The sequence below is a fragment of the Luteibacter sp. P4_E6 genome (assembly GCF_056401535.1).
In genome coordinates this window covers 1-7,546 of record NZ_JBFUJE010000180.1, presented here as the reverse complement: position 1 = coordinate 7,546, position 7,546 = coordinate 1, and the positions used below count along the sequence as shown (strand labels likewise).

The following is a 7,546-nucleotide window of genomic DNA, read 5'->3' as shown; positions in this document are numbered from 1 at the left end:
CGATCAGGGCGGCGTTGGTGTCGAGTTGGCTAAGCGGCATGGTGAATTCCTCAGGGACGTGGGTGGGAAGACGGGATCGCGACCGGCAGGGTGCGATCAAAAACAGTGGCAACGAGAAGGAAGGCGAAGGCGACGCGATGCCGTCGGCGCGGCGTTTCACGCGGGGTCGCGCGTACTCGAATCAGCGAGACGTCGGATCACCGCGGCGGCCGTCAGCAGGTCGCGCTGCTCGTCCGCAGTGAGCGTGGCGATGGCACTGGCCATCCACGTCCGCTTCGCCGCCCGGACGCGGCGACGTGCCTCGACGCCGGCAGCCGTGAGTGCAAACAGGACCTGGCGGCCATCGGTCGGATGCGGCCTGCGCTCGACGAGGCCCTCCTCCTCCAGAACGGACAACGTCGCACCCATGGACTGCGGTTTTACCAATTCGGCGCGGGCTATGTCGGCTGTCGAGGTGGGACCGCCCTCTTCCAGTCGGATCAGCACGGCCATCTGCGACCAGCTCAGTTCCTGGTTGTTGGACTCGGCCCGCAAACGACGCACGAGCTGACCGCACGCGGCGAGGAGATCGGAAGCCGCGGCGTCGACGCCCGGGAACACAGAGGATTGTTTGGCCATTCCTTTACGCTATGGCCGCGCGGGCCAACTTGCAAGGCAAACTTGCAAGTTTGCCTTCGAAAGTTCCTGCGGCGCCCTGCCGATGCGACGTGGACCAACGTGCGCGGCTAGACGGCGCCTTTTCGCAAAAGCGCTCTCACGGTGGTGAGCTTGTACGACGCAAACGATGCACCCGGAGAAGTGACGGCTTCCGACGGTGAGGTTCCGATCTCGCAGCTCGGAACAGGCAAGCCTTGGATATGCCGCTCACTCATCAGCAGGAGTCTTTCAACAGCAGCGGCGACGTGCTGGAACGGAGCGTCGAGAATGGCCAACAATTCCACCGCGCGGGCTTGCCTCGCAATCAGGGGCCATCCACTCACACGTGCTATGCGTGTAAGGCGCCGTGCCAGCCTCCGCGATTCTTCAAGGTCTTCGGCATGCACGGCATCAGTGAGCAAGACGAGGTCGATAATGGTCTTTGAAGTCGCGCTCAATTGCATACGGGGCCTTGGAGGACTCAGCAATCGAACAGCTTGGCGGCGCTTTCGTTAGCTGGGCCGCTGAGGCGCGTGAGTGCGCCTTCATCCATGTGATCGGACGCGGCGGGTAAATCACGTAGATTCGATAGGTCGGCATGATGTCTCCCAGCGCGACTGCCATGTCGGCATAGAGCGCAAGGGCCGCCTGCCTCTCAAGCGCCCCCGCCCCGGACTACGAGGGCCTTCGGCGTCATCCGTCCTTGCCATACGGTCTGCTAGAACCGCTTTTTCATGTCGGGAGACACCATGACCAATCTCAAGCCGCTCGCTGCCGTCATCGAGCCCCGCTCACCCCTCGCGGGGACCCTCGCCGAGGTTCTTCACGCAAGGGGCTTTGAAGTCGTGGTGGCTTCGACCCATGCAGGCGCCGCAAGACTGGTGGCGGCCCAGGCCAAGGTCGACTTCCTGATTGCCGCGGTACCGGCCCCCGGCGAAGACCACGCCGGGGCGTATCTGGAAGAGGCGCGGAACAAGAACCCGGGCCTTGCCGTGGTCATCATGCTCTCGGACCCGAACGAAGCGACCGATGGCGCTCCCGCGACAGCCATCCGCCTCGTCAAGCCCTTCGATATGCGCCAACTCGCCCAAGCCATCGATGAAGCGACGGACAAGGCCTGAGCCTGCACAAATGTCGAGGCGGTTTTGACACATGCGGCGGGGTCGTTGGGCATAGTCGACCCATCACGATTTCTGCGGACGTACATGTTTTTCGTCTTCGACATACCGTTTCGCGTGCCCGACAACGAATGGACTATCGCCCTTCCCTCGGGTGAGCAACAGACGTTTCCTACCCGCCATGATGCCGTGCGGTTCGCCGCCCGCCAGGCGTCCCGATTCACCGCTTTCGACGGCAGCAGGGTTTACCTGAGTATCGAGGGGGAAGACGGTATATGGCGGCTGTTCGGGGCAGACCTGAAAGCGCCTAACCTCTAGCTGCACAAGCCGGTCTGAGCGTCGCCGCACCCGGGCGGTAGAATGGTGACCCTGACGCTGTCGCGCCGCAGAGAGTTCCTTATGCCAGCACTTCGCATGCTCGCTGCCCTGACGATCGCCACCGCGATCGCCCTGCCCGCCTCGGGCCAGCAGACCGCGCCGGCAGGCGACATCAATCTGCCGGGCGTGACTGTCACCGCCGATGCCTACACCGAGAGTCACGGCGGCTACCTGATTTCCGGCGACTTCAAGGTCGATCCGCGCATGCCTGGCGTGGTCTTCCCCGCCTCGGCGCTGGTTGAAGGCGACGTGCTCAGCATCGAGCCGCAATATCTCAACGGCAACGACTACGTGGTGCTCCAGGAATGTGCTTCGGCCGATTGCAACGATACCCGCATCGTCCGCGTCTGGTCTTCCATCGCGGGCCATCCTGTCGGCGGCGGCAATGATCGACGCATCATCATTCCCCACGAAAACAAGTACTGGATCTGGGCCAAGCGCCTCCCGGAGATCAGCCATCCGGATTGCGACACCTGTGCCACCCACTTCACAAGCTTCAAGCGGATCGGACCACCGATGACGATCACCCCGACGGGTGAGGAAGCGCGTTATCACCAAAGCGAACTCGAGGCAGCCGCCGGTGCCGATCCCCTTCCTGTCACGAAGCAGTCGCACGAAGGGTCAACCTTCGTGATCACGTTCGCGGGCGGCTCCACGGTGCGAATCAGGCGGATGCACGCCGCAGCGCCCTGAGGAGGGTTTCGATCCCTGCAAGATAGGCATGGTGAAGCTCTGAAAGAACGATGCCCTTGCCTCCGCGGCGTCCAACGCGGATGCTTGGAAATCGATTCCGGAGATTCCCATGCCTTCCCTCGGTGCCATCACCTTCCTGGTCCACGATTACGACGAGGCCATCGCCTTCTTCACCCGCGCATTGGCTTTCAGCCTGATCGAAGACACCGACATGGGCGGCGGCAAGCGCTGGGTAACGGTGGCACCCCGCGGATCGGACGGTACCCGCCTCCTGCTGGCACGCGCGGTCACCGATGAACAACGTGAACACGTGGGCAAGCAAGGTGGCGGACGCGTCTTCCTGTTCCTCCACACCGATGACTTCGCCGGCGACCACGCGCGCATGCGCGAGCACGGCGTCCATTTTCGCGAAGAGCCGCGACACGAGTCCTATGGAAGCGTAGTCGTCTTCGACGATCTTTACGGCAACGGCTGGGATCTCATCCAGCCCGCCTGACCCAGGAACCCAAGATGACTGACAAAACGATCCGACTGGCCGTGCTCGACGACTACCAGCACGTGGCGATGCAGAGTGCTGACTGGTCGGTGCTGGATGACCGGGCCGAGGTGGTCGTGTTTCACGATCACCTGTTCGATCACGACGCCCTGGTGGAGCGACTGACGGCGTTCGACGCCGTCTGCGTCATGCGCGAACGCACACCCATGACGGCTGCACTGATCGCGGCGCTGCCGAGGCTCAAGCTGATCGCATCGACGGGACGGGTCAATGCGTCGGTCGACCTCGACGCTGCCGCCAGGCATGGCGTCGAGGTCGTGCACACGGATTACTCCTCGACGCCGACGATCGAATTCACCTGGGCCGCCATCCTCGGATTGGCACGGAATATAGCTGTCGAGGCGGCATCGGTACGTACCGGCCAATGGCAGGTGGGTCTGGGTACCGAACTGCGCGGGAAAACACTCGGCATTCTCGGCCTCGGCCGCATAGGCGCCGAGGTTGCCCGGATCGCACAGGCATTCGGCATGCAGGTGATCGCCTGGAGCGAGAACCTCACCACCGAAGCCGCTAGCGCCATCGGCGTCCGCCGGGTGACGAAGGACGAGCTCCTCGCGCAGTCGGATTTCCTCAGCATCCATACGCGCCTGAGCGATCGCACGCTCGGCCTGATCGGCGCCGCCGAACTCGCCGCCATGAAACCGACGGCACGACTCATCAACAGCTCGCGAGGACCTATCGTCGACGAGAAAGCACTGATCGACGCGTTGTCGCACGRCCGGCTCGCGGGCGCAGCCGTCGACGTCTTCGAGGTCGAGCCCCTTGCCGCAGACCATCCATTCCGCACGCTGCCCCATGTGCTGGTGACGCCCCACATTGGCTACGTCACCGCGGAGATGTATCGAACGTTCTACGGTGACAGCGTGAACAACGTCGTCGCGTGGCTCGACAAGGACGTCAGAAGCTGACGACCTTCCTGCTGTGGTCGCTGTCGCTGTCGTGGTCATCGTCGCGATGTTCGCCCTTCGGCTTGATCGTCATGAGCTCCAGCGGCTTGCCGTTGGCCAGGCGAACACCCCAGCCCTGCTGGAGGCTGGCGAGATCATTCAGTTGCGGGCAGATGGCGTTGGACTTCGCTTCGAGCGCCTTCGAGCGCTTGTTCATTTCGCGGTCCATCGCCTTGTCCAGCGAGTCGGCGCGGGCCTGCAGCGCGGCGACTTTGCTCGCGTCGCCCGAGAGGGCGGCGGTCACCGCGCTCGAGGTGACCGAACCGACCAGCTCGCCCACGGAATCGGACACCGAGCCGGCAACGGTCTCGGTCATGCGGTTGGCTGACCAATGACCCGAGCCGACGCCCTCATCGATCTCACGCAGGGCTTCGATCTGCTTCCGCTTGAGCTTTTCCAGCATCCTGCCCCGCTGATCGCCGTCGGCAAAAGACAGGGTGACCGTGGTCATCGCTGAGAACCCTAGCTCGACACCCTCCCGGGCGATCGTTGCCACCTGTGGCATCAGGGCACGAACGCCAGCCTCGTACCGGCGCAGCGCGTCGGCATCCCCGCCTGAGACAGCAACGGCTTTGCCATCGACGCGAATCGCGCCGTCATGGAGGAAGACCTCGGCCGGCACGCCATCGGTACGGTGAAAAGAAAGGCCTGCCGCCGTGACATCGACGTCGTAAGGCGTCGAGTAATCGTGTTTGCAGGTATCCGTGCTGAAGTTGATCTCCGTTGCCCGCCCTGCCGTGGCGGCGAGCACAAAGGCGACGGCGGCGGTGCCGGCGATGATCGGATGGCGCATGGCCCTTCTCCCCAGGAAACGGATGTTCGCCGGGTAGGATGCGTCCGGCGAGCCTAAGGTTTAGTCCGTTAGGCGGCAGGAAGCATGGGTAGTTGGTCACGCCCTGACTTCCGGCAGGGGGTCATGAGGCGATTCCGCGCTCGCGTGCGTACTCGGAAAGCCGGCTGTCGTGATCGATACCGAGCTTGCGCATGGCATCGCGCTTCTGGCGGCTGACTGTCTTGACGCTGCGGCTCAGCTGCTCCGCGATCTGCGAGATCGACATGCCCCCTACATACAAGCGCACCACCTCGATCTCTCGCGCCGAGAGGCGGACGCCATCGGCCGTGCTCTGCACGCCGCCCGTGTCGAACTGCCGACGAATCGTATCGCTCATGTAGGCGCGACCCGTGGCGGCGTAGCGCACAGCGACGGCGACTTCCCTCAGCGGTGCGCGCTTGTCGCACAGACCCAGCGCACCGCGGCTGCGCATGGTCTGCAACACAGCGGGATTGTTCACCATGGTCAGCACGACGACAGGCAGCCGCGGATAGCGCCGGCGGATGAGGTCGATGAGCGACAGTCCATCACCATGACGGCCGCCGGGCATGGAGAAGTCGGTCACGACCACGTCGCAGGGAAGCGACGCCAGCAATTCGACGAGTTGGTCGCCGTTGGCCGCTTCGCCGACCACTTCGATATCACCGCCCGCCTCCAGGGCGGCACGGGCCCCCATCAGGACTACCGGGTGATCGTCGGCAATGATCGTTCGCAAAACCATGTCTTCCCTCGTAGGCGGATGTGCGCAGCCGCTCTCCATGAGATGTGCTACTCAGTCTTACCATCGTGGAGATTACAGTAATCGTCCGCACGTGGTCGAAGGAACACCATGAAGCAATTGAGAATATTGGCCATTTTTTGCGGCATTTTGTTCGCTTCGTACCGACAGGCGAGCGCGGCTGACATGTTGCGTGAGGGTACGGGACAGCACGAACGGGTCGCGATCTTTCACACCGACATGGACTCGCCCCCATCGGGCGCGGCATCGCAAGGCAGACCCCAAGAAAGTTCCGCGATCACGCCTGACGACGTGCCGCTCAGCACGGCGGAGCGAGAGTGGCTCGCAACGCTGCCGGTGCTCCGCATCGGTATCGATCCGTCTGCAGCGCCCATCTCGCAAATCGGCCGGGACGGCGAAGCCCAAGGATTGGCCATCGACTACCTGCGCGAGGCCACCCGCGTGCTCGGACTACGTACCGAGACCGTGACCAGCCTGGATTGGCACGACACCGTTCAACGCGCCATGCACGGCGACATCGACGTGCTGCCGGCGGCATCCGCGAGCAACGTCGCACTGGAACGCCGCTTCGGTTTCACCGCGCCCTATCTCGATCTGCCGGTCGTGATCGTCACTCGGGAGCACGGCTTCCTGGTCACGGGCCCGGATGATCTGGGTGGGCACCGGGTCGCGGCCAATCTTGCCCAGGGAGCGGTGGCGGCCGCGGTGGCGCCGATGTCGACGGCCGACGTCATGCCGGTTTCCACCACGGCCGAAGGCCTGTCCGCCGTGGCTTCCGGCAAGGTGGACGCCTACGTGGGCGACATCGCCACGGCCGAAGTCCTCATTCGGCGCGACTACCCGGCACGACTCAGGATCGCCGCCCCGACCGGGGAGCATGCCGGTCTGTCGATGGCCGTGGACCAACGATTCGCTCCACTGATTCCTTTGCTCGACCGCGTGTTCGCACGCCTGCCCGAACGCCGTAGCCAGACGATTCGTAACACCTGGCTTCGCTCCGACTACCACTGGGGTACATCCTGGCGGGAGATCGCGCGCAAGGTCGGGCCAGCAGGGGCCCTCGTTCTGGCGTTGCTGCTCCTGGTAAGCCACGCGTACCTGCGCCTGCGACGTGAAACACGCCGCCGCCTGCATACGGAAGCGCAGCTTGCCGATGTGACCCGGCACATGCCCGCCGTGGTTTATCGATTTCGTTATCACCCGGACGGGCGCATCGGCTTCGTCTACGTAGGGGGCAATCCGGAACCCATCTTCGGCGTATCGGCCGAGACGTTCATCCATGACGAACGCAGCGCGTTCGCGCAGATCGACGGACGCGACCAGCCAGGGCTCATGGCCGAGGTGGCGCGCGCGGCGGCGTCCCTGACACCCATCCATGCGGAGATGCGCATTCGCGATACGTCACCGGAGCGCTGGGTGGCGTCCCACGCCGTGCCCCGGCGCGTCGCCGATACCGTCGAGTTCACCGGCTACTGGATCGATGTCTCCGAGCGACGGCTACAGTCGACCCAGCTGGCCTTGGCCAAGGAAGTCGCCGAATCGGCCACGCGGGCGAAGAGCCAGTTCCTGGCCACCATGAGCCATGAAATCCGCACGCCGATGCATGGCGTCATCGGCATGCTGGAAATGCTTGGCACGACCTCGCTC

9 protein-coding genes are annotated in these 7,546 nt (G+C 64.0%); 6 read left to right on the top strand and 3 right to left on the bottom strand.

Annotation, left to right across the window (positions count from 1 at the left end; genetic code table 11):
• Positions 1-156: 156 nt before the first annotated feature.
• Entirely contained in the window at positions 157-618 is a 462-nt protein-coding gene (locus AC1DT2_RS12195; RefSeq protein WP_477296490.1) for a MarR family winged helix-turn-helix transcriptional regulator, read from the bottom strand.
• Positions 619-1,385: 767 nt separating this feature from the next.
• On the opposite strand from AC1DT2_RS12195, the gene AC1DT2_RS12190 reads away from it, so the two are divergent.
• The 5 genes from AC1DT2_RS12190 to AC1DT2_RS12170 all read left to right on the top strand — a co-directional run bounded on the left by AC1DT2_RS12190 (position 1,386) and on the right by AC1DT2_RS12170 (position 4,289).
• Entirely contained in the window at positions 1,386-1,757 is a 372-nt protein-coding gene (locus AC1DT2_RS12190; RefSeq protein WP_477296488.1) for a hypothetical protein, read from the top strand.
• Positions 1,758-1,841: 84 nt separating this feature from the next.
• Positions 1,842-2,072, top strand: a complete 231-nt coding sequence (locus AC1DT2_RS12185) for a hypothetical protein (RefSeq protein ID WP_477296486.1) — start codon at positions 1,842-1,844, stop codon at positions 2,070-2,072.
• A gap of 96 nt (positions 2,073-2,168) precedes the next feature.
• Positions 2,169-2,825: a hypothetical protein gene (locus AC1DT2_RS12180; RefSeq protein WP_477296484.1), complete on the top strand. Its 657-nt coding sequence runs from the start codon at positions 2,169-2,171 to the stop codon at positions 2,823-2,825.
• A 109-nt stretch (positions 2,826-2,934) separates the two neighbouring features.
• Positions 2,935-3,321 (top strand): VOC family protein, encoded by a 387-nt coding sequence (locus tag AC1DT2_RS12175; protein WP_477296482.1) that lies wholly within the window; start codon positions 2,935-2,937, stop codon positions 3,319-3,321.
• A 14-nt stretch (positions 3,322-3,335) separates the two neighbouring features.
• Positions 3,336-4,289 (top strand): D-2-hydroxyacid dehydrogenase family protein, encoded by a 954-nt coding sequence (locus tag AC1DT2_RS12170; RefSeq protein WP_477296480.1) that lies wholly within the window; start codon positions 3,336-3,338, stop codon positions 4,287-4,289.
• Here AC1DT2_RS12170 and AC1DT2_RS12165 read toward each other — a convergent pair.
• Both AC1DT2_RS12165 and AC1DT2_RS12160 read right to left on the bottom strand, forming a co-directional pair.
• Positions 4,279-5,121, bottom strand: coding sequence for a DUF2884 family protein (locus AC1DT2_RS12165; RefSeq protein WP_477296478.1), 843 nt, complete (start codon positions 5,119-5,121; stop codon positions 4,279-4,281). The genes AC1DT2_RS12170 and AC1DT2_RS12165 overlap by 11 nt on opposite strands.
• A gap of 121 nt (positions 5,122-5,242) precedes the next feature.
• Positions 5,243-5,881: a response regulator gene (locus AC1DT2_RS12160; protein WP_063573091.1), complete on the bottom strand. Its 639-nt coding sequence runs from the start codon at positions 5,879-5,881 to the stop codon at positions 5,243-5,245.
• A 183-nt stretch (positions 5,882-6,064) separates the two neighbouring features.
• On the opposite strand from AC1DT2_RS12160, the gene AC1DT2_RS12155 reads away from it, so the two are divergent.
• A partial coding sequence (locus AC1DT2_RS12155) for a transporter substrate-binding domain-containing protein (protein WP_477296476.1) occupies positions 6,065-7,546 on the top strand: 1,482 nt, incomplete at its 3' end.

Coding starts and splice junctions, on each gene's coding strand:
- AC1DT2_RS12195 (WP_477296490.1), bottom strand. CDS start 618: ATGGCCAAACAATCCTCTGTGTTCCCGGGCGTCGACGCCGCGGCTTCC.
- AC1DT2_RS12190 (WP_477296488.1), top strand. CDS start 1,386: ATGACCAATCTCAAGCCGCTCGCTGCCGTCATCGAGCCCCGCTCACCC.
- AC1DT2_RS12185 (WP_477296486.1), top strand. CDS start 1,842: ATGTTTTTCGTCTTCGACATACCGTTTCGCGTGCCCGACAACGAATGG.
- AC1DT2_RS12180 (WP_477296484.1), top strand. CDS start 2,169: ATGCTCGCTGCCCTGACGATCGCCACCGCGATCGCCCTGCCCGCCTCG.
- AC1DT2_RS12175 (WP_477296482.1), top strand. CDS start 2,935: ATGCCTTCCCTCGGTGCCATCACCTTCCTGGTCCACGATTACGACGAG.
- AC1DT2_RS12165 (WP_477296478.1), bottom strand. CDS start 5,121: ATGCGCCATCCGATCATCGCCGGCACCGCCGCCGTCGCCTTTGTGCTC.
- AC1DT2_RS12160 (WP_063573091.1), bottom strand. CDS start 5,881: ATGGTTTTGCGAACGATCATTGCCGACGATCACCCGGTAGTCCTGATG.